This is a genomic window from Reyranella sp. (assembly GCF_965249915.1).
Taxonomy (GTDB): Bacteria; Pseudomonadota; Alphaproteobacteria; order Reyranellales; family Reyranellaceae; genus Reyranella.
Genome location: NZ_OZ252257.1, coordinates 291,547 through 313,786, shown reverse-complemented (window position 1 = coordinate 313,786; position 22,240 = coordinate 291,547). Strand labels below are relative to the sequence as shown.

At 67.1% G+C, this 22,240-nt stretch carries 24 protein-coding genes, 1 tRNA gene and 1 pseudogene; 9 read left to right on the top strand and 17 right to left on the bottom strand.

Going from position 1 to position 22,240, the window contains the following annotated elements; all coding sequences use genetic code 11:
- Positions 1 to 36: 36 nt before the first annotated feature.
- Positions 37 to 312 carry a hypothetical protein gene (locus ACP15H_RS01540; RefSeq protein ID WP_425064465.1) on the bottom strand — a complete coding sequence of 92 codons (276 nt, stop codon included), beginning with the start codon at positions 310 to 312 and terminating at the stop codon, positions 37 to 39.
- A gap of 52 nt (positions 313 to 364) precedes the next feature.
- On the opposite strand from ACP15H_RS01540, the gene glpD reads away from it, so the two are divergent.
- Complete coding sequence (gene glpD / locus ACP15H_RS01535; RefSeq protein WP_425064464.1) at positions 365 to 1,903, top strand: glycerol-3-phosphate dehydrogenase; 1,539 nt, start codon at positions 365 to 367, stop codon at positions 1,901 to 1,903.
- A gap of 77 nt (positions 1,904 to 1,980) precedes the next feature.
- Positions 1,981 to 2,550 carry a Spy/CpxP family protein refolding chaperone gene (locus tag ACP15H_RS01530; protein WP_425064463.1) on the top strand — a complete coding sequence of 190 codons (570 nt, stop codon included), beginning with the start codon at positions 1,981 to 1,983 and terminating at the stop codon, positions 2,548 to 2,550.
- 3 nt (positions 2,551 to 2,553) lie between these two features.
- Here the strand turns inward: ACP15H_RS01530 and ACP15H_RS01525 are convergent, their stop codons facing one another.
- Complete coding sequence (locus tag ACP15H_RS01525; RefSeq protein WP_425064462.1) at positions 2,554 to 3,378, bottom strand: aspartate dehydrogenase; 825 nt, start codon at positions 3,376 to 3,378, stop codon at positions 2,554 to 2,556.
- 118 nt (positions 3,379 to 3,496) lie between these two features.
- On the opposite strand from ACP15H_RS01525, the gene ACP15H_RS01520 reads away from it, so the two are divergent.
- Positions 3,497 to 3,573: transfer RNA gene (locus ACP15H_RS01520), tRNA-Pro, on the top strand.
- 81 nt (positions 3,574 to 3,654) lie between these two features.
- Here ACP15H_RS01520 and ACP15H_RS01515 read toward each other — a convergent pair.
- Positions 3,655 to 4,431 (bottom strand): DUF4394 domain-containing protein, encoded by a 777-nt coding sequence (locus ACP15H_RS01515; RefSeq protein ID WP_425064461.1) that lies wholly within the window; start codon positions 4,429 to 4,431, stop codon positions 3,655 to 3,657.
- A gap of 78 nt (positions 4,432 to 4,509) precedes the next feature.
- Here ACP15H_RS01515 and ACP15H_RS01510 point away from each other — a divergent pair, with 78 nt between their 5' ends.
- Both ACP15H_RS01510 and ACP15H_RS01505 read left to right on the top strand, forming a co-directional pair.
- Complete coding sequence (locus tag ACP15H_RS01510) at positions 4,510 to 5,199, top strand: sigma-70 family RNA polymerase sigma factor (RefSeq protein ID WP_425064460.1); 690 nt, start codon at positions 4,510 to 4,512, stop codon at positions 5,197 to 5,199.
- A complete protein-coding gene (locus ACP15H_RS01505; protein WP_425064459.1) occupies positions 5,196 to 5,924 on the top strand; it encodes an anti-sigma factor in 729 nt (242 codons plus the stop codon). Before ACP15H_RS01510 ends, ACP15H_RS01505 begins: the two co-directional genes overlap by 4 nt.
- A 6-nt stretch (positions 5,925 to 5,930) precedes the next feature.
- Here ACP15H_RS01505 and ACP15H_RS01500 read toward each other — a convergent pair whose 3' ends face one another.
- The 9 genes from ACP15H_RS01500 to ACP15H_RS01460 all read right to left on the bottom strand — a co-directional run bounded on the left by ACP15H_RS01500 (position 5,931) and on the right by ACP15H_RS01460 (position 14,556).
- Positions 5,931 to 6,890, bottom strand: coding sequence for an ABC transporter ATP-binding protein (locus ACP15H_RS01500; RefSeq protein WP_425064458.1), 960 nt, complete (start codon positions 6,888 to 6,890; stop codon positions 5,931 to 5,933).
- A complete protein-coding gene (locus tag ACP15H_RS01495) occupies positions 6,887 to 7,894 on the bottom strand; it encodes an ABC transporter ATP-binding protein (protein ID WP_425064457.1) in 1,008 nt (335 codons plus the stop codon). The genes ACP15H_RS01500 and ACP15H_RS01495 overlap by 4 nt, the downstream gene beginning before the upstream one ends.
- On the bottom strand, positions 7,891 to 8,754 hold the full coding sequence (locus ACP15H_RS01490; protein ID WP_425064456.1) for an ABC transporter permease: 864 nt from the start codon (positions 8,752 to 8,754) through the stop codon (positions 7,891 to 7,893). The genes ACP15H_RS01495 and ACP15H_RS01490 overlap by 4 nt, the downstream gene beginning before the upstream one ends.
- Positions 8,735 to 9,688 carry an ABC transporter permease gene (locus ACP15H_RS01485; RefSeq protein WP_425064455.1) on the bottom strand — a complete coding sequence of 318 codons (954 nt, stop codon included), beginning with the start codon at positions 9,686 to 9,688 and terminating at the stop codon, positions 8,735 to 8,737. Before ACP15H_RS01485 ends, ACP15H_RS01490 begins: the two co-directional genes overlap by 20 nt.
- Before the next feature lie 34 nt (positions 9,689 to 9,722).
- Positions 9,723 to 11,258: an ABC transporter substrate-binding protein gene (locus ACP15H_RS01480; protein WP_425064454.1), complete on the bottom strand. Its 1,536-nt coding sequence runs from the start codon at positions 11,256 to 11,258 to the stop codon at positions 9,723 to 9,725.
- Between the two features lie 112 nt (positions 11,259 to 11,370).
- Positions 11,371 to 11,661 (bottom strand): hypothetical protein, encoded by a 291-nt coding sequence (locus ACP15H_RS01475; protein WP_425064453.1) that lies wholly within the window; start codon positions 11,659 to 11,661, stop codon positions 11,371 to 11,373.
- Positions 11,662 to 11,697: 36 nt separating this feature from the next.
- Positions 11,698 to 12,462, bottom strand: coding sequence for a TSUP family transporter (locus ACP15H_RS01470; protein ID WP_425064452.1), 765 nt, complete (start codon positions 12,460 to 12,462; stop codon positions 11,698 to 11,700).
- Between the two features lie 167 nt (positions 12,463 to 12,629).
- Positions 12,630 to 13,406, bottom strand: coding sequence for an SDR family oxidoreductase (locus tag ACP15H_RS01465; RefSeq protein WP_425064451.1), 777 nt, complete (start codon positions 13,404 to 13,406; stop codon positions 12,630 to 12,632).
- A 1-nt stretch (position 13,407) separates the two neighbouring features.
- Entirely contained in the window at positions 13,408 to 14,556 is a 1,149-nt protein-coding gene (locus ACP15H_RS01460; RefSeq protein WP_425064450.1) for an iron-containing alcohol dehydrogenase, read from the bottom strand.
- 35 nt (positions 14,557 to 14,591) lie between these two features.
- Between ACP15H_RS01460 and ACP15H_RS01455 the strand changes: the two are divergent.
- The 4 genes and pseudogenes from ACP15H_RS01455 to ACP15H_RS01440 form a co-directional block, all read left to right on the top strand.
- Positions 14,592 to 15,083, top strand: a pseudogene (locus tag ACP15H_RS01455) (GNAT family N-acetyltransferase); the annotation flags it as partial.
- A gap of 106 nt (positions 15,084 to 15,189) precedes the next feature.
- Positions 15,190 to 16,263, top strand: coding sequence for a TauD/TfdA family dioxygenase (locus ACP15H_RS01450; protein ID WP_425064449.1), 1,074 nt, complete (start codon positions 15,190 to 15,192; stop codon positions 16,261 to 16,263).
- A gap of 247 nt (positions 16,264 to 16,510) precedes the next feature.
- Positions 16,511 to 16,957 (top strand): MarR family winged helix-turn-helix transcriptional regulator, encoded by a 447-nt coding sequence (locus ACP15H_RS01445; protein WP_425064448.1) that lies wholly within the window; start codon positions 16,511 to 16,513, stop codon positions 16,955 to 16,957.
- Between the two features lie 9 nt (positions 16,958 to 16,966).
- The gene (locus ACP15H_RS01440) at positions 16,967 to 17,362 is read left to right on the top strand and encodes a DUF1398 domain-containing protein (protein WP_425064447.1); all 396 of its coding nucleotides are present in this window, start codon (positions 16,967 to 16,969) and stop codon (positions 17,360 to 17,362) included.
- Here ACP15H_RS01440 and ACP15H_RS01435 read toward each other — a convergent pair.
- The 5 genes from ACP15H_RS01435 to ACP15H_RS01415 all read right to left on the bottom strand — a co-directional run bounded on the left by ACP15H_RS01435 (position 17,359) and on the right by ACP15H_RS01415 (position 22,221).
- Positions 17,359 to 18,414 carry a branched-chain amino acid ABC transporter permease gene (locus ACP15H_RS01435; RefSeq protein WP_425064446.1) on the bottom strand — a complete coding sequence of 352 codons (1,056 nt, stop codon included), beginning with the start codon at positions 18,412 to 18,414 and terminating at the stop codon, positions 17,359 to 17,361. The genes ACP15H_RS01440 and ACP15H_RS01435 overlap by 4 nt on opposite strands.
- Positions 18,415 to 18,418: 4 nt before the next feature.
- Positions 18,419 to 19,393 carry a branched-chain amino acid ABC transporter permease gene (locus tag ACP15H_RS01430; RefSeq protein WP_425064445.1) on the bottom strand — a complete coding sequence of 325 codons (975 nt, stop codon included), beginning with the start codon at positions 19,391 to 19,393 and terminating at the stop codon, positions 18,419 to 18,421.
- Entirely contained in the window at positions 19,390 to 20,112 is a 723-nt protein-coding gene (locus tag ACP15H_RS01425) for an ABC transporter ATP-binding protein (protein ID WP_425064444.1), read from the bottom strand. Before ACP15H_RS01425 ends, ACP15H_RS01430 begins: the two co-directional genes overlap by 4 nt.
- A 90-nt stretch (positions 20,113 to 20,202) precedes the next feature.
- The gene (locus tag ACP15H_RS01420) at positions 20,203 to 20,961 is read right to left on the bottom strand and encodes an ABC transporter ATP-binding protein (RefSeq protein WP_425064443.1); all 759 of its coding nucleotides are present in this window, start codon (positions 20,959 to 20,961) and stop codon (positions 20,203 to 20,205) included.
- 69 nt (positions 20,962 to 21,030) lie between these two features.
- Entirely contained in the window at positions 21,031 to 22,221 is a 1,191-nt protein-coding gene (locus ACP15H_RS01415; RefSeq protein WP_425064442.1) for a substrate-binding domain-containing protein, read from the bottom strand.
- Positions 22,222 to 22,240 lie beyond the last annotated feature (19 nt).

Genomic DNA, 22,240 nt, shown 5'->3' with positions numbered 1-22,240 from the left:
CCCCCAGCGGGTCAAGGCTGGCGGCACGCTGCGGCCTTATAGCCGTGGACGACCGCACTGGCCGCATTTTTCGGCAGTGGTCGGAATATAGGCACCGCAGCCGGCGCACTGGACAGTGTCCTCGATGACGACGGGCTTGCGAGCCGGTGCGGCGGGAGGCTCCGGCCGCGAGGGGGCTGGCGGCGCGGACGGCGGACGCTGCGGCAGGTCGTTGCCGGTGAAACGGTCGAAAAGACCCTTCCAGTACCGGAAACTCCTGTACACGCCGTACAGGGCAAGGCCGAACAGCGCAATCTTGAGCAGGAAACCCATGCGGCCTTTTGCGGTTCCTGCACAACACGGTCAAGCGGGCTATAGGTAGGCGATGAGTGAAACGGAGGATCGGCCGCTCGACCTGTTCGTGGTCGGGGGCGGCATCAACGGGGCGGGCATCGCCTGCGACGCGGCGGGACGGGCGCTGAAGGTCGGTCTCTGCGAAATGAACGATTTCGCCAGCGCCACGTCCTCGAAGGCGACCAAACTCATCCACGGCGGCCTGCGCTACCTGGAAACCTACGAATTCCGTCTGGTCCGCGAGGCGCTGCAGGAGCGCGAGGTGCTGCTGGCCAAGGCGCCGCACCTCTCCTGGCCGCTGCGCTTCGTGCTGCCCTACGAGCCGCACCTGCGGCCGCGCTGGATGCTGCGGCTCGGGCTCTGGCTCTACGATCATCTCGACTGGCACATGACCCTGCCCAAGTCGATCCAGGTCGACCTGCCGAAGTCGAAGTTCGGCGCCGGCCTCAAGTCCAGCTTCCAGAAGGGGTTCGTCTATTCCGACGCCTGGGTGGACGATGCGCGGCTGGTGATCTCCAACCTGAAGTCGGCACGCGAGATGGGGGCCGCAATCTATGCCCGCCACCGCTGCGTCTCGGCCCGCCGCAGCGACGACGGCAAGCTCTGGCACATCCACCTGGAGGGGCCCGGCGGCGCGCCCGTACATCTCAAGGCGCGCGCCCTCGTGAACGCTGCCGGCCCCTGGGTGAAGCACTTTCTCGATGAGCAGACCGAGATCAAGACGCCCAAGCGCGTGCGCCTTGTTAAGGGCAGCCACATCATCGTGCCGAAGCTCTACGACGGCGACCATGCCTTCATCCTGCAGAACAGCGACAACCGCATCGTGTTCGTGATTCCCTACGAGCGTGAGTTCTCGCTGATCGGCACCACCGACATCGCGGTCAAGGAAGGCGAGCATCCGGTTTGCTCGCCGGAAGAGATTGCCTACCTCTGCGACCTGGCCAGCCGCTACATGGCCAAGCCGGTTCGCCCCGAAGACGTGGTCTGGACCTATTCCGGCGTCCGCCCGCTGTTCGACGACGGCGACGACAACCCTTCGAAGGTGACGCGCGACTATCACCTCGAGGTCGACGGCTCCCCGCAGGGCAAGGCCCCCATCCTTTCGGTGTTCGGGGGCAAGATCACCACCTATCGCCGTCTGGCGGAACATGCGTTGCGCGACCTCCAGCCCTATTTCCCGCGCATGGGCGGTCCGTGGACCGATGGCCGTGCCGTCTATGACGGCGAAATGGCCGACGCGCCGACCTTCGAAGAGGCCTTCGACAAGTTCGTGGAGGGCGCGGTCGCCACCAAGCCCGGCCTGCCGAAGGACCTCGTGCGTATCCTGGCCCGGCGCCATGGCTCGGGCCTCGAGGATCTGCTCGAGAACGTGAAGACGGTGGCCGATCTCGGCCGGCATTTCGGCGGCTCACTCTACGAGGTGGAGGTGCGCCATCTGGTGCGCGACGAATGGGCCGTCGATGCCGAGGATGTTCTCTGGCGGCGCACCAAGGAGGGCCTGCACATGACGGCGGAGCAACGCGAGGCATTCGCGCGCTGGCTGGCAGAGCAGCGCTTCAACTTTACATAACTTAACCTTCCAGCCGGGCACGCTCGACGCCCTCGGACCGTACGTCAGGAACCACCCCTTCTTCGCAGAGGTTCCCGATGTCGATCCGCTCCCTGTTTCTGCCCACCGCCTTCGTCCTCGCGGCGGGCTTTGCCTTCACCGCGCCTGCGTCGGCCTTCGATCTCCTGGAGAGCGACGATCCGATCGAACTCGCACAGGCCACCCCGCCCGCGCCGCAGCCGCCCGGCCCGCGCGCCGAGCGGGTCCGCGGGGCCGAGCGCAGCTTCTCGCCCAGGTCGATGTGTGTCGACATGGTCGCCCGCCGTATCGGCGACCGTGCCTACCTGAAAGCTCGGCTCGAGCTGAAGCCCGAGCAGATGACGGCCTGGAACGCCTTCGAAAAGGCGGCCGACGAGGCCAGCGCCAAGTCGATGGCGCGCTGCCAGACCCTGCCCACCGAGATGAAGGAGCGCCCGAGCTACCTCGAGCGTCTCACGATGGAAGAGGATGTCATGAAGGCCCGCATCGCCACGATCGAGGCGGTGAAGCCCCCGCTGACGGCGCTGGTCGCCGTCCTGACGCCCGAGCAGAAGGCCATTCTCGACCGTCCGCGAATGGGCTTCGCCCATCGCGCAGGCGCGGCGATGGGCCACCCTGGCCCCCGCTGATCCCTACCAGTCGCTATGGCGGACGATCTTCATCAGCTCGTCCGCCATGGTGAGGGCGGTGAGGACGCCGGTCTTGGGATTGTCCGGCATGGCCCGGCCCAGCCGCTCGAGCTTCAGTTCGCCTGAATCGGAGACCACCTCCAGCTTGCTGGCATTGGTCCCGGGCGGCAGGGTCGGATCGGCCACTAGCTCGATTTCCGTCTTCTCGAGACCGGCACCACACAGCGCCACCGTCACCGCCAGATTGGCGTTCTTGGGGTAGAGCCGGCCGGCATCGGCGGGCGTGCCGCGAAAGATCACGGTCGGCTCCTTGAAAGACGGCAGGTCGAACTCGGTCTCGGCCGGCGTGCCCGTCCAGGCATGCGGCGGCTTGATGGAGATGTATTTCACCTTCTCAAGCTTGCCCAACCGCATGGCGAGCAGCCCGTCCAGTCCGGCAATGGCGCCCGCCGGCAGCCGCAGGCGCGCGCCGCCCTTTTCAGCCGCCTTCACGTGCTTCTTCCACAGCGACGGGTCGCCATAGGCGCCGGTGGCGATGACCATGAAGTCGATGCCCTTCTTCAGGATGGTCTCGCCCCAGTCGCGCACCGCCTGCTGGCTCGCCGCCTCGACCACGACATCGGGCTTGAGCTTCAGCAGCGCTTTCAGGTCATCGACCACCGCGACCTTCTTGCCGAGCTTCTTCTGAGTGGCTGCGACCCTGCCCTTGCGCACCAGAACGCCAACGATATCGATCGGCGGCTTCTTCTCGCGAAACACGTCGAACAGCATCTGGCTGATGGCGCCGTAGCCGATCAGCGCGATTTTCAGCCGCTTTTCCTTCGCCATCTATCCCTCGCGCCCCAAATTTGCCTGCGACTATAGCCGGCGTGCTCGGCCCTTGCGACCCACCGGGACGGCGGCTATAACCCCGGCCTCGCCGCGGGCCGGAGTCCGCAAATCCTGACGGAGCGTAGCTCAGCCTGGTAGAGCACTAGCTTCGGGAGCTAGGGGCCGGAGGTTCGAATCCTCTCGCTCCGACCAATCGGCGAGACCGATGCCAACGGGATCGGTAACGAAAGAACGGCGGACCTCACGGTCCGCCGTTTTCGTTTCAGGGCGCCGCTACATCTTCGGCAGGATGGCGATGTCGGTGACGACGCCGCCGAGACCCTCGATCTTGGCCACTTGCGTGGCCTTGCCGGTTGCCAGATCGATCGACCAGAGCTGGTCGCCGGTCATGGCCCAGCCCTCGTTCTTCGTACCGTCCGACCAGATGTCGAAGGCGATCGCGTCGACCTTCGGACCCAGCGCGCCGACCGTATTGAGGATGCCGTCGTTCGGCGGCGCCTGCTTCACCAGGGCGCCGGTCGTGGTGTCGACGTTGAGCAGCGTGGTTTCCTTCGTGCCCTTGACCGAGTTGGTGTAGGCGCCGGCCATGACCTTGGGCGCCTTGCCCTTGTTGGCATCGTCGTCGGCATATTTCAGGCTGCCGTCCTTGATGACCTTGCCGTCGTCGACATTCACGCGAAGGCTCGTGCCGTCGCTGCCGATGACGCGCAACCGGTCGGCGACCGGGTTGAAGTCCACCGTGGCGGAGGCGCCGGCCGGCAGCATCGTCTCGAGCTTCGACTTCTTCGTGGCCTTGCCGTCCATGGCGACGGTGTAGAGCGTGCCGTCCGCCGCCAGCGCGTAGAGCATACCGTCGGCCGGCCGCACATCGATGCCGACCAGGGCGCCTTCGACGCCGGCAACCTTCATCGTCTTCGTCGCCTTCTTGGCCGAGGTGTCGACGATGGCGATCGTATCGTTGCCGATCAGGGCGGCGACGTCCGCGGCCTGCGCCGTGCCCGCCAGCGCCATCAGGGCCGTCGAAGCAGCCAGGAATGCCTTCACTGTCATTGGGTCTCTCCATCCGTTGCCGACCCATGAGCGGGTCATGCAGCGGATACCGGCCGACCGGCTCGATTGGATGCAGGGGTGGAAAATAATTCGACATCGAATGTGCGATGCATCCAATTGCCGTTTTCCCAAGTACTCTCAGGGAAGCAAACCAATGGTGCCGACAGCTGTCGATCGGCGCCGAAACGACCGGGCGAGGAAGGGCACCTTCTGATGGCGGCAGTTTTGTCCCCCGATCATTCTGCGCTCGAAGCGGAAGTTTCCGCCGCGATCGTACGATGCGCTGCCGGCGAGCCCTCCGCGCTGCGCGTCATTTACGATCTCGAGGCTGCCCGCATGGTCGGCGTGGCGATCCGGATCCTGCGCCGCCGGGATCTTGCCGAAGAGGCGACGCACGACGCTTTCATGCGCATCTGGCGCAGCGCGCGCAGCTACGATCCCGCGCGCGGCTCTGCGCGCGCCTGGATCTACACGATCGTGCGGAACCAGGCTTTGACGATCCTGCGCGACGAACGGCGCTTCGGCCCCGATGAGCCGACGGACAATGAGATGCCGGAGCCCAATTCGGCGCTGGCGCGTCTGCCGGAGTCGAGCGCCCTGCGCCACTGCCTCGAACAACTCGATACCGGCCGCCGCAATGCGATCGTCCTGGCCTATGTGCATGGCTTCAGTCACGGCGAGCTGGCGGGGCGCCTCGGCATGCCGCTCGGCACCATCAAGAGCTGGATACGCCGTGGCCTGGTCTCCCTGCAGGAGTGCATGGGATGACGCCAGATCGCGACGATCGCCCCCACGCCGCCGAATTCGTCCTGGGTCTGCTGGACGCAGAGGCACGCGCAGCCGCGGAGCAACGCCTCGCGGCCGACCATGCCTTCGCGCAGGAGGTGGCGGCCTGGCAAGAACACTTTGCCGCCTTCGACGACACCGCCGACCCGGTCGCGCCGAGCGATGATCTGTGGCGCCGGATCGAGGCGGGCACCGGGGCCGCGGCTCCCGCCGCCGCGCACGTCCCACCGCCCGGTCTGCTGCACCGGCTCTGGAACAGTCTGGGCGCACTGCGGATTGCGGCGTTGTCAGGGCTCACCGCCGCTCTAGCCCTCGCCGTCGTTACCGCCGTGACCGTGCGTCACGCGCAGGAGGTGGCGGCCCGCAAGCCGGTCTATGTCGCCATCCTGATCGACGATGCGACGCGGCAGGCCGGTGCGGTCGTGAACGCCTTCGCCGACGGGCGCGTCGAGATGATCCCCCTCGTCGACATGGCCGTGCCGACGGGCCGCAGCCTGCAGGTCTGGACGCTCTGGAACCGCGAGATCGGACCGCGATCGGTCGGCCTGCTCGACCGCGCCCGGGCGACGTCGCTCGACCTCGAGCGGCTGCCGACCACGGCGGCCGACCAGCTCTTCGAGATCACGCTGGAACCGTCCGGCGGCTCGCCGACCGGCCGCCCGACCGGCCCGATCCTCTACAAGGGCACGACCGCGCGCACGCTGTAGCCGGCCTCAGCCGATCAGCGGGAAGTGGCAGGCAACCTCGCGGCCCGCCGCGATCCGGCGCAGCGGCGGCACCTCGTCCGTGCAGCGCGGCTGCGCATGCGGGCAGCGCGTGCGGAAGCGGCAGCCCGAGGGCGGGTCGAGCGGCGATGGCGGGTCGCCCGGCTTCAGCTTGGTGTCGCCCAGGGGGACGTCCGGATCGGGTACCGGGATCGCGGCCATCAGTGCGGCCGTATAGGGATGCGCCGGCGTCGCGAACAGCGAATCGGAATCGGCCACCTCGCAGAGCCGGCCGAGATACATGACCGCGACCCGGTCCGACACCGACTTCACCACCGCGAGATCGTGGGCGATGAACAGGAGCGTGAGGCCGAACCGCGCCTTCATGTCCTCCAGGAGGTTGACGATCTGAGCCCGGATCGAGACGTCGAGCGCCGAAACCGGCTCGTCGCACACGATCAGGCCGGGCTCGAGCACGAGGGCGCGCGCAATGGCGATGCGCTGGCATTGGCCGCCGGAGAATTCGTGCGGTCTCCTGTTCCAGACGAGATCGGGATCGAGGCCGACTGCCTCCATGACGGCGCGGACGCGGCGAGTGCGCTCGGCGGCATCGGAGACGCCCGACACGATCAGCGGCTCGGCGATGATCTCGGCGACCTTGCGGCGCGGATTGAGCGAGGCGATCGGGTCCTGGAAGATCATCTGCAGGCGCGGCCGCACCGCGCGCAGCGCCTGGCCGCGCATCTTCGTCAGGTCCTGGCCGTCGAACACCACGGCGCCGGCCTTGGGCGGCGGCAGCTGCAGCAGCGCGCGCGCCAGCGACGACTTGCCCGATCCCGATTCACCGACGAGGCCCAGCGTCTCGCCCTGCTTCACCGAGAGCGTGACGTCGCTCACGGCATGGACGTGGCGCCCGCCGCCCACCGGGTATTCGACCACGAGATTCTGGATGGCGAGGAGATCGCTCATGCCGCCTCTCCCTCCACGCCGCGCGGATGGAAACAGGCATAACCGCGCGCGCCGTCCATCGTCAGCGCCGGTTGCTCGGCCTCGCACCGTTCCGTGCGATAGAGGCAGCGCGGTCCGAAGGCACAGCCGCCGCTGCGCCGCGCCAGGTCCGGCGGCCGGCCGGGAATGGCGCTGAGCCGCGTGTGCGTCGGATCGGTGAGCCGCGGCAGCGAGCGCAGAAGCGCCTCGGTGTACGGCATGCGGGGCGAGCGGAAGATTTCGCGCGTCGCTGCCGTTTCCACGGCGCGGCCGGCATACATCACCATGATGTCGTCGCTGCGGCCCGCGGCCACGCCGAGATCGTGGGTGATCAGGATCATCGCCATCCCGCGCTGGCGCTGCTCACCCTGCAGCAGGTCGAGGATCTGGCGTTGCACGGTCACGTCGAGCGCCGTCGTCGGCTCGTCGGCGATCAGCAGCTTGGGCGCGCAGGCGATGGCAATGGCGATGGCCACCCTCTGGCGCATGCCGCCCGACAGTTCGTGCGGATATTGCTGCGCGCGGCGGTCCGGCTCGGGGATGCCGACCTCGCTCAGAAGTTCGACGGCGCGGCGCGCGGCCGCCTTCGAATCCAGCCCACGGTTCAGACGCAGCCCCTCGCCGATCTGGCGGCCGATCTTCATCACCGGGTTGAGCGAGGTCATCGGATCCTGGAACACGATGCCGATCTCGGTGCCAAGGACCTTGCGAAACTCCCGCGGCGACAGACCGCGAAGATCGCGCCCCTCGAACAGGACCTGGCCGGCCACACCGGCGCCCGACCCGGCGCCAACCAGGCCGATCAGCGAGCGCACCAGCACCGACTTGCCCGATCCGGATTCGCCCACGATGCCCAGCGTCCGCCCCTCGTGGAGGTCGAACGACACGCCGTCGACGGCGCGCAGGGGACCGCGGACGGTGGAGAAGCTCACCTGGGCGTTGCGCACCGACAGGAGCGGCGCCGAGCTCTTCGCCTGGCCGCTCACAGTGCCGACCTCCGCGGATCGACCCGGTTGCGCACCATGTCTCCCAGGAAATTGAGCGACAGGACGGTGGCGAACATCACAGCCGCCGGGATCAGCGCGGTGTAGGGCGCCACGTCGAGCGCCTCGCGCCCGTCGGCGATCATGCCGCCCCAGCTCGGCTGCGGCGCCGGGATGCCCAGCCCCAGGAACGACAGCGCACCTTCGGCCACGATGATCACGCTGATCGCCACCAGCCAGAAGGCGAACATCGGCGGCAGGAGATTGGGCAGGATCTCGCGGGTCAGGATGCGCCAGTCGCTGGCGCCGACGGTGCGGGCGGCCAGCACGAAGTCGCGGTTGGCCCAGGCCAGCGTATTGGCGCGCGACACACGCGCGGCCGCGGGGATCGACAGGATGCCGAGCGCCAGGGTGACGTTGAACAGGCTCTGCCCGAGATAGGCGGTGAAGGTGAGCGCCAGCACCAGCGACGGGAAGGCCAGCAGGATGTCGATGAAGCCGACCGCCAGCAGATCGACCTTGCCGCGGAAATAGCCGGCGCTCATGCCGATTGCGCCGCCGATCAGGAAGCCCAGGAACGGCGCGCAGATGCCGACGATCAGAGAGGTGCGGGCGCCGTAGATCACGCGCGAGAGCATGTCGCGGCCGAGATTGTCGGTTCCCAGCAGGAATTCGGCGGAGGGCGGCTTGCGACGCAGGATCAATTCCTGCGCCGACGGATCGGGCAGGCCGATCCAGTCGGCGGTGATCGCGAGGAAGACTACCAAAAGCATCCAGCCCATCGGCAGGGCGAGCGCCCAGTGCCAGCGGCGACGCGGCCGCGTCGCGGCGACGACCACGTTCTTAGCTGCGGAAGCGGACATGACGCACCCTCGGGTCGAGCACGGCATAGAGCATGTCGACCAGGAAGTTGATGACCACGAAGCCCACCGCGATGAAGGCCACGGTGCCCTGCACGAGGATCAGGTCGCGATTGAAGATGCCGCCCAGCAGCAGCCGGCCGACGCCGGGCAAGGCGAAGATCTGTTCCACGATCACCGCGCCGCCGATCAGCCCGCCGATGTTGAGGCCGAGGATGGTGATCAGGGTGAACGACGAGGGCCGCAGCGCGTGCTGCAGCAGGACACGCCACGGCGGCAGGCCCTTGGCCCGCGCCAGCAGGATGAAGTCCTCCTTGAGCGTGGTCAGAAGGTCCGAGCGCAGCACGCGCATCAGCACGGTCCACTCGATGAGTCCCAGGGTCAGTGACGGCAGGATCATCGATTCGAAATTGTCCCACAGGCCTTCGGACATCGGCGTGAAGCCGGTCGCCGGCAGGAGGTCGAAGGTGACCGAGAAGAGGTAGATCAGCACGATGCCCAGCATGAAGTTGGGCATCGCGAGAAAGCCGAAGGCGGCGGAGGCCGAGAGGCGGTCGAACAAACCGCCGGGCCGCCTTACCGACAGCAGCGCCACCGGGATCGCAATCCCCAGCGCGATGACCTGCGCCATCACCATGAGCTGCAGCGACACGGGCAACCGGTCGAGGATCGCCTGCACCACGGGCTCGCCGCTGCGATAGGAGCGGCCGAGGTCGCCCGACAGCGCCGATCCCAGCCAGTCGAAGTAACGCACCAGCATGGGCCGGTCGAGGCCGAGGTCGGCGCGCAGCCCGGCAATGTCCTGGGGAGTCGCGAGGCTCCCCAGGATCACGATCGCCACGTCACCCGGCAGGATGTTGACGATCATGTAGGTCAGCAGGGTGACGCAGAACAGCACCACCACCAGCCGCACCACCTGGCGCACGAGCCACGGCATCGCAAACGCCTACGCTACTCGCTTCGCACGTTCCCTACTTGGTGAGCCACGCGCCCTCGACCTGCACCGCGCCGCCGCGCAGCCCCGGAATCCCGTGCACGTTGGCGCGGGTGATGGCGAAGTCGATGTTGCTGCCGGACCACAGCCAGACCGCGTCGTCGTTCAGGATCTTGATCAGGTCGCAGTAAGCTTCCTTGCGCTTGTTCTCGTCGAGGCTGGTGCGTCCCACCAGCAGCAGCCGGTCGACTTCGGCGTTGTTGTAGCCGGAGAAGTTGATCGGGCTCTTCGAGTGGAAGTTGGCGAACATCTGCGGATCGACGTCGGCCAGGTCGATGATGCGCCAACCGGTGACCTGGAAGTCGCGCGTGAGCGCCTCCTTCACCAGCTGCGTCTGGTCGACCGGCTTGATCTCGACGTCGATGCCGGCCTTCTTCATATCGGCCTGGAAGACCTGTGCGCCCTCGCGGCCGCGCGGCGAGGCGGTGACCGTCATGGTCAGCTTCACGGGCTTGCCGTAGTCCGCGATCAGCTTGCGCGCCGCTGCCGGATCGTACTTCAGCGCCCCGCTATCCTTGCACTCGATCCCCGAGCTCGGCCCATACGGATCGTCGTAGACCGGGCGCAGCCCCTGGGTCAGCACGGCGGCGTTGGCCTTGCGGTTCAGCGCCATCGAGACGGCCTGGCGCACGCGCTTGTCGTTCAGCGGCTCGCGCTGGGTGTTGAGCGGAATGACGAGCGCACCGCTGCCCACCCAGGTCAGCACACGCAGGTTCTTGTCCTTCTTGGCCTTGACGATGTTCTCGGCGCGGTCCTCCCAGATCACCTGGACGTCGCCCTTGACCAGACTGGCGTAGCGCGCGTCCGAATCGGGAAGCGGCCGCACGGTCACGCGGTCGAGATAGGGCTTGTCCTTGTCCCAGTAGTCGGGGTTGCGCTCGGCGACCAGCCGGTCGGCGGCGCGCCATTCCTTGAACACGAACGGGCCGGTGCCGACGGGATTGCGGTTGTAGTCGGCGCCCTTCTCCTGGGCAGCCTTCACCGAGATGATCAGCGTCGTGACCGTGGGTTGCGCCAGCGTCCGCGGCAGCGCCGCGTTGGGCCCGCGCATCTTGAAGACGGCGGTCAGATCGTCCGGCGCCTCGACCTTGTCGATGGCGAGATAGGCGCGGCCGGCGAAGCGGTTGGCCGGATCGAGCAGGCGGTTGAAATGGTCGGCCACGGCCTGAGCGGTGAACGGCGTGCCGTCGTGCCATTTCACGTTCGGGCGTATCTTGGCCGTCCAGACGCTGCCATCCTCGTTGGGCGTCATCGACAAGGCGAGCGCCGGCAGCAGGTTGCCCTTGTCGTCGAGCCGCATCAGCGTCTCGTAGAAGAGCGAAGCCGCGGTCACCGTCGAATTGGAATAGACGCCGGCGCGGATCGGATCGAAGCCTTCGAAGTCGCTCTCGACACCGATCGTCAGGGCGCCGCCGCGCACCGGTGTCGCAGCCGGCGCCTGGGCGAAGGCCGGAGCTGCCAGACCGACGGCGAGCGCCGCCACCAGACCAAATCTGCGTGAAAACAGTGCCATCAAGGCCCTCCCATGGATCGCGCCGTTAACCGGCATCAACTCTATGGGTGGCAAGATAACGCGACGTTCAGCGCAAGCCTAGAGGATTGCGGAGCGCCTGAAGTTTCGCAGGCTACATGCAGTACGCCTGGGCCGCGACGACCGCGTTCAGGCCCTGCATCTCCTGCGGCGAGAGGTTCGACGGGTTGAGCAGGTTGCCGCTCACACTCACCGACTGGTTCGACTTGCGCAGCCCGAGGATCGCGTTGGCGCGCTGGTCGGCCGGGATGCGTCCGATGATGCATTGGCACATCTTCTCCGAGGCCGTGACCATGCATTCGGTCATGAGTTCGTCGGCCCGTGAAGCGGACGAGAAACCAAGGGTAAGAACGAGAGTGGCAAATCCGGCGGCGATGATACGCATGCAAATCTCCATGGCTGATGCATCTTACACCGTCTCTCAGCTCACCAGCCAGTTCCTCAAGAGACCAAACAGGCCGGTCAGGAATAGGATCGTGAGGGCCACGTTGCGGTACAGCCGCTCGCTGGCAAGACCGTGGAACATCTGCCCGCCGGCCCAGGCCCCCGCGACCATGACCGGGAACAGCACGACCGCGCGGACCAGCGCATCGACGCCCGCGACGCCGGTCGCCAGCACGATCACGATCAGCAGGAACTGCGTCAGGAAATAGTAGGTGACGATGTTGGCGCGGTTGACCTGCGGCGGATCGTTGCCCGACAGGAGATAGAGCAGCACCGGCGGCCCGCCGACGCTGGTCGTGGCCATCATCGCGCCCGAGACGGCGCCGACGATCACGGTGGCCACGGTCGACCGCCGGCCGGTGTATTTCCAGCCCGTCCACATCAGCAGCACGAAGCCCACGATCACGGCCGACACCGCCGTCACGATCGTGTTCTTGTTCACGCTCGCCAGCAGCCAGACGCCTGCGGGCATGGCCAGGCACGCCGCGAGGCTCATCGGCGTCAGCAGTTTCCAGTCGGCATGGCGGCGAACCTGCGGAAAGAGCTGCAGCGACACCACGAGCTCGATGGCGACAACGGTCACCACCATCTCCGCCGAGCCGAACAGGATGGCGAAGATCGGCGCCATCAGCATCGCCGAGCCGAAGCCCGCGAAGCCGCGCATCAGGCCCGCGATCAGCGTGACGCCCAGCGCCGTCCAGAGGCCGGTCTCGGCGAACAGGGATTGGATGTAGGGGATCATGAGTGACCGTTGCCCATCTCTTTCACCTCCCCGTCTGACGGGGGAGGCTGGGAGGGGGAAGGCAACACGAAGATTTCGAATCGGCGAAAGGTTCAGACTCATGGCCTTCCCCCTCCGGCCCTTCGGGCCACCTCCCCCGTTTGACGGGGGAGGAATCTGAGTTGAGTTTAGCGCTTCTCCTGCCCCTCGCCCGTCTTGTCGCGCAGGCGGCGCATGCCGCGCAGCCAGCGATCGCGGTCGAGCTTGCGCACCATGTATTCCTTCACCTCGGGGTGCGGCAGGATCAGGAAGCGCTCCTCGTCCATCGCCTCGATCACCGTCTGGGCCACCGCATCGGTGTTGATCACGCCGTCGACCGAGGCCGCGGTCGCGCCGGCCATGCGCAGCATGTTGGTGTCCACCGCCTGAGGGCAGAGCACGGAGACCCGGATGCCGCGGTCGCCGTACTGGATGGAGAGATGCTCGGCCAGCGCCACGGCGGCGTTCTTGGTGACACCGTAGGGCGCCGAGCCCATCGAGGCCAGCAGGCCGGCCGCGCTCGCGGTGTTGAGCAGATAGCCCTCGCCGCGCTTCAGCATCTGCGGCACCAGCGCCCGCGCGGCATAGACATGGGCCATGACGTGGATCGCCCACGAATCGGCCCAGTCCTTGTCGGTCGCATCCTCGTGCCCGCCGCGGCCGATGCCGGCGTTGGAGAAGAAGATGTCGATCTCGCCGTACTTCTTCTCCGCCTCGGCGATCAGCCGCTTCACCTCGGCCTCCTGGCCGATGTCGCCCGCCACCGCGAACGCACCGATGTCCTTGGCCACCTTGTCGAGTCGGCCGGCATCCATGTCGGCCACGACCAGCCCCTTGGCGCCTTCCTTCGCAAAGCGCCGCGCGATCGCCTCGCCGATACCGCCCGCCGCGCCGGTGACGACGCAGACCTTGCCCTTGACCTTCATGTCAGCCCCACGATTGTTCGATCAGGTCGATGTACTGCGCCTTGGTCGGCTGGCGCGGCGTCGAGAGGTGGCAATGGTCGCCCATCGCCCCGTCGGCGATCTTCTCGATCGTGTCCTGCGCCAGCCCCGCTGCGCCGAGCCCCTTCGGGATACCCAGCCGCTCGTTGAGCGCCGACACCGCATTGGCCACGCCTTCGGCATTGGCTTCGCTTTCAGGCAGGCCCATCACCTGCGCCACGCGCTTGAACTTGTCGCCCACGGCCGGCTCGTTGAAGCGCAGCACGGCGGGAAGATAGATCGCGTTCAGCGTGCCGTGGTGCAGCCGGTAGCCCTTGAGGCCGCCGGTCGGATGCGAGAGCGCGTGCACGGCGCCCAGCCCCTTCTGGAAGACCATGGCGCCTTCCATGGCGGCCACCGCCATGTTGTAGCGCGCCTCGCGGTCCTGCCCGTCTTTGGTGGCGCGCTCGACGTACTTCCACGCCTTCTCCAACCCGTCGAGCGCGATCGAATCGGCCGGCGGATTGAAGACGTTGGCGAGGTAGCATTCGATATTGTGCGTGAGCGCATCCATGCCGGTGCCGGCCGTGAGATGCGGCGGCAGGCTCATCGTCAGCTCGGGGTCGATCAGCGCCAGCCGCGGGATCAGGTAGGGGCTGCCGATGGCGAGCTTGCGGCCCGAATCCATGATGATGACGCCGCCGCGGCTCACTTCGCTGCCGGTGCCGGAGGTGGTCGGGATCGCGACCATCGGCGCCACCGCCGCGGTGATCTTGCCCGCCCCGCCCTCGACGAAGGAATAGGCCTGCAACGACGGGCCGGGATGCGTCGCCATCAGCGCGACGGCCTTGGCCAGATCCATCGGCGAGCCGCCGCCGATGGCGATGATGCCGTCGCAGCCTTCCTCCTTGTAGATCTTGAGCGCGTCGCGCATGGCCGCTTCCGTCGGGTTCTCCGGCGTCTCGTCGTAGATCGTGATCGGCATGTTGCCGGGCAGCTGTTCCTTGACCTTGGCCCACAGGCCGGCCGCGATGACGCCCTTGTCGGTGACGATCAGCGGGCGGCGCATGCCCATGAGCTGCAATTCGGCCTCGAGCAGCTTCAGCGCGCCGAAGTCGAACTGGATACGGGTCAGGTAGGTGATCAAGGCCATGTACTTTTCCTCTCGATTTTGCGCGGAGCCTACGCGAGAAAGTGCGCATGAGCGACACCCTCGTCCTGCGCGCCGCAACCGCCGGCGATGCCGCCGCGATCGCCACCGTCATCGCCGCGTCGTTCGCCCAATATCGCGGAAGGCTCGTGCCGGAGTCCGGCGCCTTTCGCGAGACGCCGGAGACCATCGCCGCCGAACTCGAACGGGGCACCGGCGCGATCGTCGCGGAGCGGAACGGCGAGATGGTGGGCTGCGTGCTGGTGGAAGAGGTCGAGGGCGATCTGTATTTCGGCCGTCTCTCGGTCGTGCCCTCGGCGCGCGGCCAGGGTCTGGCGAAGCGATTGATCGATGCGGTCGAGGCCGAAGCCTGCAGGCGCGGCCTTTCCGGCGTACGCCTGGGCGTGCGCATCGTCCTCACGGACAATCAGCGCCTCTTTCAGGCGCGGGGCTATCGCGAGACCTCGCGCGAGGCCCATCCGGGTTTCGACCATCCGACCTCGATCACCATGCGCAAGCCGCTCCCCTGATCAGCCATCGGATGAACAGCCGGCGGAATTTTTGCAGCCCGCGCGCCCACTGCGCGACCGATTGACAGTTGAGCAACCGGGGGCGCGGTCTGCTAGTCTCGGGACCATGAGCAGTCGCACACCCCTCACCGGTCCGTCCGTCTGGCATGGCCAGGACATCAAGAATTCCAACCGCTGGATTCGCACGCTGACGCCGGATGGCGTCGACGAGCTCGACGCTGCCCTCAAGGGCCTGCGCGGCATGGAATGGTCGGAGATCACGCGCGGCGACTTCCACCTCCCGACCCTCGACGAGCTGTTCGACGACATTGCCGACGAACTGGAGAATGGCAGCGGTATCGTGAAGCTGCGCGGCATTCCGGTCGACCGCTACAGCGAGGAGGACCTGCGGCGCCTGTACTTCGCCATCGGAACACATGTCGGCACGCCGGTGTTCCAGAACCGCAACGGCGAGCTGATGCGCGCCATTCGCGACGAGGGTGCCCATGTCGGTCGCACCTACGGCGAGACGAAGGACGAGAAAGGTTCGACCTTCCTTTCTTCCTACGCCCGCACCCTGACCAACGGTGCGCTGCGCTTCCATACCGACCGCACCGACGTGGTGACCCTGCTGTGCGTGCGCCAGGCGCGCGCCGGCGGCGTCAGCAAGCTCGCCTCGACGCCCGCCATCCACAACGCGATGCTGGAGCGCCGGCCCGACCTGCTCGAACTGCTGTTCCAGGATTACTGGCGCAGCCGCTTCGGCGAGGAAGGCACCAAGAAGGACGGCGAGGCGACGACGCGCGAGACCGCCTATCCGCTGCCGATCTTCGGCCTGCGCGACGGCAAGTTCACGTCGCACTATTCGCTGACCTTCATCGAGGCGGCGCAGATGGCGCCCGGCGTGCCGAAGCTCAGCGACGCCCAGCGCGAGGCGATCGACGTGCTGATGCAGACCGCCGAGGAACTGTGCTTCGAGATGACCCTCGAGCCCGGCGACCTGCAGCTGATCAACAGCCACGTCACCTATCACGGCCGCACGCCGTTCGAGGACGACGCCTCGAGCGGCCACGACCGCCTGCTGCTGCGCCTGTGGCTCACCATGCGCAACAACCGGCCCCTGCCCCAGGGCCACGAGGTCCTGTGGCAGGAAATCGAGGCCGGCCGCCCGCGCGGCGGCATCCGCCAGATCGAACTCTAGAGGTCGCCGGGGGCGCGCCACTGGGCGCGGGGGAACCCCCGCGCCCAGTGGCGCGTCCGCGCGGTGCGACTCCGGGTTCGAGCGGTATCTAGCTACCGCAAACCCGGAGGCCTCCTTGCGTTTCGACTGTTTCGTTTATTTCGCTTATTTCGTTTGTGCCGGTTTACGATGCAGCCGGAGCGCCACTTGCTGCGCACCCAAAGTAGTTGACTAGGCAATTACCCATATATACTTTCCTAGTCAACAAATGGCCTCCGATCTCGAAACCCACCTGGGCTACTGGCTGCGCTTCGTGTCCAACCACGTCTCGCACGCCTTCAGTCTCAAGCTGCAGGCGCTCAACGTTACCGTTGCCGAATGGGTCGTGCTGCGCGAGCTGTTCGACCTCGCCGATATCCAGCCCAGCACGTTGGCCGACCGGCTGGGCATGACCCGCGGCGCCATTTCGAAACTTGCCGACCGACTGGCCGTGAAGGAACTCGTCCGGCGCACCGCATCCATCGAGGACCGGCGCCAGCAGACGCTGTCATTGACGGGTGCAGGCCGCACGTTGGTGCCGAAGCTGGCAGAACTGGCCGACCGCAACGATGCGGAGTTCTTCGGCCATCTCGAACCGGCCGAACGCGCGACGCTCGAGAACGCGCTGAAAGAGATCGTGCGCCGCCACGATCTCAAGACCATCCCCACCGAGTAGGACGGAGCCATGGACATCGCCGTCATGGAAGAATGCACACGGGCCTCCCACGAGGAGCGCATCACCTTCGGCGAGGTCGTCGGCCGCCTCATCGGCGCGGGCGTCGAGCGCTATCACGCCGATCTGGTGCGCGGAGAGACGACCTATTTCATGCCCGACGGCCAGTCCCACCGCGTGATCGACAAGACGGTCGAGACACCGCCCGCCGATGCCTTTTCGGCCGACGGCGTGCTGGCCGCGGTCCGCGCGATCCAGGCCGGGAAGATCAAGTACCTCGCCTTCTGCTGCCGGATCATGGAAGCCGGCTGCGTCGGCTACCTCGTCTCGATGCAGGGCCGGCGCGCCGTCTATTACGGCCGCAGCGGCGAGACCTATGTCGAGCCGTTCCCGGCCTCCGCCGGCTAGCGTTTCTGGCGCAGGCGGCCGACGATCCCCGCCGGGAAGAAGTAGACGCAGAGGATGAAGGCCACGCCCAGCCACAGCAGCCAGCGGTCGGGGTGGAACAGGTTGGCCAGCAACGGCACGCCGGCCAGCGCCTTGTTGGCAATCGCCAGCAGGTCCTGCAGGTAGTTCTGGGCGAACACCAGAAGCACCGCGCCGATGACGGCGCCGTACATCGTGCCCATGCCGCCGATCACCACCATCAGCAGGATGTCGACCATGATGTCGAAGCTGAGCGTCGTGTCGGGATTGGTCTGGCTCGACCACAGGGCCAGCAGCGCGCCGGCCAGCGCCGCGGTGGCGGCGGCGATGCAGCTCGCGATCGTGCGGTAGACCACGGTGCGGTAGCCGATCGCCTCGGCCCGGAACGGGTTCTCGCGGATCGCCATCAGCACGCTGCCGAACGGCGAGTTCACGATGCGCAGCAGGACCAGGATCAGCGCCAGCGACGCGGCATAGACGAGGTAATAGTCCAGCAGCCGGCCGTTGAGGCGCACGCCGAACAGCGTATCGCCGAACGAGAAGGACGCACGCAGAGCCGCCGGCAGCCGGTAGTTCAGCCCGTCCTCGCCGCCCGTCAGGTCGGAGAGCTGCGAGGCCAGGATCGCGAAGGCGCTGGCGACCGCCAGGGTGATCATGGCGAAGAAGATCGTGCGCACGCGCAGGCTGAACAGGCCGATCACCGTGGCCAGCACGATGGCGACGACGAGCCCTGCCACAGTGCCGACGGCGACCGCATCCCATCCCGCCCCCATCCGCGTCAGCGAAATGGCGACACCGTAGGCGCCGATCCCGAAGAACATCGTGTGGGCGAAGGAGACGATGCCGGTATAGCCCAGCAGCAGGTCGAACGACGCCGCCAGCACGATGAAGACGCAGATCTTGGCCGCGACGTTCAGCGACTTGGCGCCCGGGAAGAGGAACGGCGCCACCGCGAGGCCGACCAGGATGGCCAGCAGCGCCAGCGCCAGCCAGCGGCTGCGCGGCAGATCGTCGGACAGGATCGAGCGGAGCATGGCCCTACCTCTTCGCCACGGGGTAGAGGCCCTGCGGCCGCCACAGCAGCACCATCGCCATCAGCAGGATGTTGGAGCCCAGCGCCACCTTGGGCGCCAGGAACCCGATGTAGTTGGCGGTCAGCCCGACCAGAAGTGCGCCGACGAAGCAGCCGCCCACCGACCCCAGCCCGCCGATGATGATGACGATGAACACCAGCACCGCGACCTGGGCGCCGATCGCCGCCGTCACCGTCTCCTGGTAGAGGCCCCACATGGCGCCACCGAGGCCCGCCAGCGCCGAGCCGACCACGAACACGCCGACGAACAGCCGGCGGATGCGATAGCCCAGCGCCTCGACCATCTCGCCATTCTCGACACCGGCCCGGATCAGCAGGCCGATACGGGTGCGGTTCAGCGTCAGCGCCAGGGCCGCGAACACGACCAGCCCGACCGCGACGGCCAGCACGCGATACTTCTCGATCGCCACGTCGCCGAACAGGAAGGCGCCGCGCAGGGCCGCCGGCCGGCTGAGCGTGATCTGGTCCGGTCCCCAGATCACCTTGAGGAGCTGCTCGGCCACGATCAGACCGCCGGTGGTCACGAGGATCTGCTTGAGGTGCTGGCCGTAGACCGGCCGCACGATGATGCGTTCGAAGCCCAGCCCCAGCACGCCGCTCACCACCATCGCCGCCAGCACGGCCGGACCGATGGCCGCGAGGTTGAGCCAGATCGAATCGGCGGTCATCCAGGGCGCCAGCGCCAGCATGACGCTGGCGGCCACGAAGGCACCCACGGCGATGAAGGCGCCGTGGCCGAAGTTCAGCACGTCCATCAGGCCGAAGGTCAGCGTCAGGCCCGAGGCCATGATGAAGATCATCAGCCCCATCGCGAGCCCTGCGACGGTGAGCGTGACCCAGCTCGCCGGCGAGCCGATCAGCGGCAGGGCGCCGATCATCAGCGCCGGGATGAGCAGCAGCGGAAGCCAGTCGCGTTTCATTGGTGCGTGTCCATCCCCAGCCCGAGCAGATGCTGCTGCAGCGCGGAGTCGGCGGCAAAGGCCGCCATGCCGCCCCGATGCGCCACCTTGCCGTCGTCCATCACAGCGACCGTGTCGCCGAGCTGACGGGCGAAGGCGAAGTTCTGTTCGACCACCAGCAGGGTCGATTCGCCGTCCTTCAGCTCGCGGAAGGCGTCGATCATGTTGGCGATGATGGCGGGCGCCAGCCCCTTGGTCGGCTCGTCGATCAGCAGCAGGCGGCGTGGCTCGATGATGGCGCGCGCCACCGCCAACATCTGCTTCTGGCCCCCCGACAGGTGTCCCGCCGGCAGGGTCCAGAAGCGCTTCAGCGCCTCGAAGCGCGAGAAGATCCAGTCGAGCCGCTTCTGGTCCGGCGGTCCCGACCGCGCGGCCAGCACGATATTTTCCTGGACCGTGAGGTCGGCGAAGATCGCCATGCTCTCGGGCACATAGGCGATGCCCAGCCGCGCGATGTCGGGCGTCGGCAGATGGGTGATGTCGCGCCCGTCGAAGCGGATCTCGCCCGCCGCGGCGCGCCACATGCCCATGATGGTGCGCAGGGTCGTGGTCTTCCCCGCCCCGTTGCGTCCCAACAGCATCGTGAGCCCGCCTTCGGCCACGTCGAACTCGACGCCGTGCAGGATGTGATAGCGGCCGATGTTGGTCTGCACGCCGCGCAGGGAGAGGAGAGCATTCATGGGCTGGGGGCGCGCCACTCCAGTGGCGCGTCTTCGTTCGACGCAGAGAACGATCGCGCCACTGGAGTGGCGCGCCCCCGGCGGAAATCCTCACGCATCGACCGCGCCTCCAAGATACGCCTCGCGCACGATGTCGGAATTGATGACCTCGGCGGGCTTGCCGTCGGCCACGAGCTTTCCCTGGTGCAGCACGACGATGCGATCTGACAGCGAGCGCACCACGTCCATCTTGTGCTCGACCAGCAGGATGGTCTTGTCGCCGCGCTGCTTGATGGCGGCGATGATGTCGAGAATCGTCGGCACCTCGTCGATGCTCATGCCGGCCGTCGGCTCGTCGAACATGAACACGTCGGGTTCGAGCGCCAGCAGGATCGCGACCTCGAGCTTGCGCTGGTCGCCGTGCGGCAGGGTCGCGGCGATCGCCTGGGCGCGGTCGGCCAGCGATACGGCGGCGAGATGCGCCATCGCCCGGTCGATCAGCTCGCGATGCGTCAGCGTCCGGCTGAACAGATCGTAGCCCTTGCCGCTCTTCACCTGCACCGCCAGCCGCACGTTCTCGAGCGTGCTGAGGTTTGGAAAGAGGTTGGTGAGCTGGAAGGCGCGCCCCAGGCCGAGCCGCGTCCGGCGCGGTGCCGCGAGGTTCGTGATGTCCTCGCCGTTCAGGGTCACCCGGCCGGAGGTGGCCGGGAGCTGCCCGGAGATCAGGTTGAAGTAGGTCGTCTTGCCCGCACCGTTCGGCCCGACGATCGAGGTGAGCGTGCCCTTCTCGAAGGCGCACGACACCCCGTCGACGGCCGCGTGTCCGCCGAAGCGGATGGTGAGGTCTTTGGTTTCGAGCATCGGGCTCATGGGAGCGCGCCACTCCAGTGGCGCATCATGATCATGAGCGCCACTGGAGTGGCGCGCTCCTATGACTCCTTAACGCTTGTTCTTGATCGGCAGCGTCATCTCGCTGGCCGGGATCACGCGCACCAGTTCGAGCAGGTCGACGTTATCCGGCGCGTCCTTCTTCATGCGCCAGTGATACATCTCCTGCAGGGCCTGATGGTCTTCCTTGCGGAAGGTCATCGTGCCCTTCGGCGTCTCGAAGCTCATGCCCTCCATCGCCGCGATCAGCTTCTCAGCATCGGTCGACTTGGCCTTCTTCACGGCCTCGACCAGCGCGATGGCGGCGCTCATGCCGCCGGCCACGAAGAAGTCCGGCGGCACGCCGTTGTTCTTCTTCTTGTATTCGGTGACCAGCCAGTCGTTCACCGGGTTCTTGGGGAAGCCCCAATAGTAATAGATCGCGCCTTCGAGGCCGGGGAACTGCTTCCAGCCGGCCATCACCGGCAGCAGGTTGCCGCCGGGCGCCATCTCGATGCCGAAGCGCTCGGGCTTGAGGTCCATCAGCTTCGGCAGCGGATGGGCGCCGGCCCACACCACGACCACGACCTTGCGGCCGGGCTTGTCCTTGAGCGCGTCGAAGATGCGCTGCGCCGACGCCGTGAAATCGGTCGTGGCCTGCGGGGCATATTCCTCGTGCACGATCTTGGCCTTGGAACCCACCGCGGCGAGTGCTGCCTTCACCGCGGCGACGCCGTCCTTGCCGAAGGCATAGTCCTGGGCGAGCGTGGCGATGCTGATGTTCTCGTCCTTCAGGGTCGCGGCGGAGGCCAGCGCGTCCTGGGTGGAGTTGCGCCCGGTGCGGAAGATGTAGCGGTTCCACTTCTCGCCGGTGATCTGGTCGGCCACGGCGGGCTCGACGATCAGGAGCTTCTTGTACTCCTCGGCGATCGGCAGCATGGCGAGCGCGCCCGCCGAACCGGTGGTGCCGACGGCGATGTCGACCTTGTCGTCGCCATAGGCCTGCTCCAGAGCGGCCTTGGCGAGGTCCGGCTTGAACTGGTCGTCCTTCAGGATGACCTGGATCTTGCGGCCATCGACTTCCATCGTGCCCTTGGTGGCGTATTCCAGGCCCAGCATGAAGCCGGCCTCGGTCTGCCGTGCATAGGCTTCGAGCGGACCGGTCTTGCTGTAGATCAGCGCCACCTTGAGCGGCGGCTGCTGGGCGACCGCCGGACCGGCCAGAAGCAGGCCGGTCAGCGCCAGAAACGAACGACGGATCATGAAGTATCTCCCTCCCTGG

Excerpts from the sequence above, each read along its gene's own strand:
- ACP15H_RS01445 (WP_425064448.1), top strand. The coding sequence starts at position 16,511 with ATGGCCTCCGATCTCGAAACCCACCTGGGCTACTGGCTGCGCTTCGTG.
- ACP15H_RS01465 (WP_425064451.1), bottom strand. The coding sequence starts at position 13,406 with ATGAAGGTCAAGGGCAAGGTCTGCGTCGTCACCGGCGCGGCGGGCGGT.
- ACP15H_RS01480 (WP_425064454.1), bottom strand. The coding sequence starts at position 11,258 with ATGGCACTGTTTTCACGCAGATTTGGTCTGGTGGCGGCGCTCGCCGTC.
- ACP15H_RS01485 (WP_425064455.1), bottom strand. The coding sequence starts at position 9,688 with ATGCCGTGGCTCGTGCGCCAGGTGGTGCGGCTGGTGGTGGTGCTGTTC.
- ACP15H_RS01525 (WP_425064462.1), bottom strand. The coding sequence starts at position 3,378 with ATGGCGAAGGAAAAGCGGCTGAAAATCGCGCTGATCGGCTACGGCGCC.
- ACP15H_RS01450 (WP_425064449.1), top strand. The coding sequence starts at position 15,190 with ATGAGCAGTCGCACACCCCTCACCGGTCCGTCCGTCTGGCATGGCCAG.
- ACP15H_RS01500 (WP_425064458.1), bottom strand. The coding sequence starts at position 6,890 with ATGAGCGATCTCCTCGCCATCCAGAATCTCGTGGTCGAATACCCGGTG.
- ACP15H_RS01420 (WP_425064443.1), bottom strand. The coding sequence starts at position 20,961 with ATGAGCCCGATGCTCGAAACCAAAGACCTCACCATCCGCTTCGGCGGA.
- ACP15H_RS01530 (WP_425064463.1), top strand. The coding sequence starts at position 1,981 with ATGTCGATCCGCTCCCTGTTTCTGCCCACCGCCTTCGTCCTCGCGGCG.
- ACP15H_RS01435 (WP_425064446.1), bottom strand. The coding sequence starts at position 18,414 with ATGCTCCGCTCGATCCTGTCCGACGATCTGCCGCGCAGCCGCTGGCTG.
- ACP15H_RS01505 (WP_425064459.1), top strand. The coding sequence starts at position 5,196 with ATGACGCCAGATCGCGACGATCGCCCCCACGCCGCCGAATTCGTCCTG.
- ACP15H_RS01430 (WP_425064445.1), bottom strand. The coding sequence starts at position 19,393 with ATGAAACGCGACTGGCTTCCGCTGCTGCTCATCCCGGCGCTGATGATC.
- ACP15H_RS01425 (WP_425064444.1), bottom strand. The coding sequence starts at position 20,112 with ATGAATGCTCTCCTCTCCCTGCGCGGCGTGCAGACCAACATCGGCCGC.
- ACP15H_RS01515 (WP_425064461.1), bottom strand. The coding sequence starts at position 4,431 with ATGACAGTGAAGGCATTCCTGGCTGCTTCGACGGCCCTGATGGCGCTG.
- ACP15H_RS01470 (WP_425064452.1), bottom strand. The coding sequence starts at position 12,462 with ATGATCCCCTACATCCAATCCCTGTTCGCCGAGACCGGCCTCTGGACG.
- ACP15H_RS01475 (WP_425064453.1), bottom strand. The coding sequence starts at position 11,661 with ATGCGTATCATCGCCGCCGGATTTGCCACTCTCGTTCTTACCCTTGGT.
- ACP15H_RS01490 (WP_425064456.1), bottom strand. The coding sequence starts at position 8,754 with ATGTCCGCTTCCGCAGCTAAGAACGTGGTCGTCGCCGCGACGCGGCCG.
- ACP15H_RS01460 (WP_425064450.1), bottom strand. The coding sequence starts at position 14,556 with ATGGCCTTGATCACCTACCTGACCCGTATCCAGTTCGACTTCGGCGCG.
- ACP15H_RS01415 (WP_425064442.1), bottom strand. The coding sequence starts at position 22,221 with ATGATCCGTCGTTCGTTTCTGGCGCTGACCGGCCTGCTTCTGGCCGGT.
- glpD (WP_425064464.1), top strand. The coding sequence starts at position 365 with ATGAGTGAAACGGAGGATCGGCCGCTCGACCTGTTCGTGGTCGGGGGC.
- ACP15H_RS01440 (WP_425064447.1), top strand. The coding sequence starts at position 16,967 with ATGGACATCGCCGTCATGGAAGAATGCACACGGGCCTCCCACGAGGAG.
- ACP15H_RS01540 (WP_425064465.1), bottom strand. The coding sequence starts at position 312 with ATGGGTTTCCTGCTCAAGATTGCGCTGTTCGGCCTTGCCCTGTACGGC.